Genomic DNA, 255 nt, shown 5'->3' with positions numbered 1-255 from the left:
TTTACCTCTGCTGGAAAGCAGACGACTGTAGTAAGGTGGCAGTAGTCTATATAAGAGAGGAAGACAAAGAAATGAATGAAAAACAGCGTGAAGAAGTGGCATTAGCGAAGTTTCAAGTGATTGCGCCAATCTTAAACAAGGATTTTCCTGATGCCAGCCAACAAGCGTACTACGAACGCCTTAGTCAAGAGCCCTTAAAACGAGTCGATGGAAGTGAGTGGCGAGTAAAGCCTGGTGGTATTCGTGACTGGGTCT

The 255-nt window shown here is 45.1% G+C and carries 1 protein-coding gene; it reads left to right on the top strand.

Annotated elements, in window-relative coordinates:
• Positions 1–71: 71 nt before the first annotated feature.
• Positions 72–255 (top strand): hypothetical protein (locus ACYQ2O_RS13395; RefSeq protein ID WP_459796848.1); only part of this gene is annotated, 184 nt, incomplete at its 3' end.

Source organism: Alkalibacterium sp. m-11, from assembly GCF_054658155.1.
Note: the sequence above shows the minus strand (reverse complement) of the source record. Positions and strands in the feature narration are given on the sequence as shown.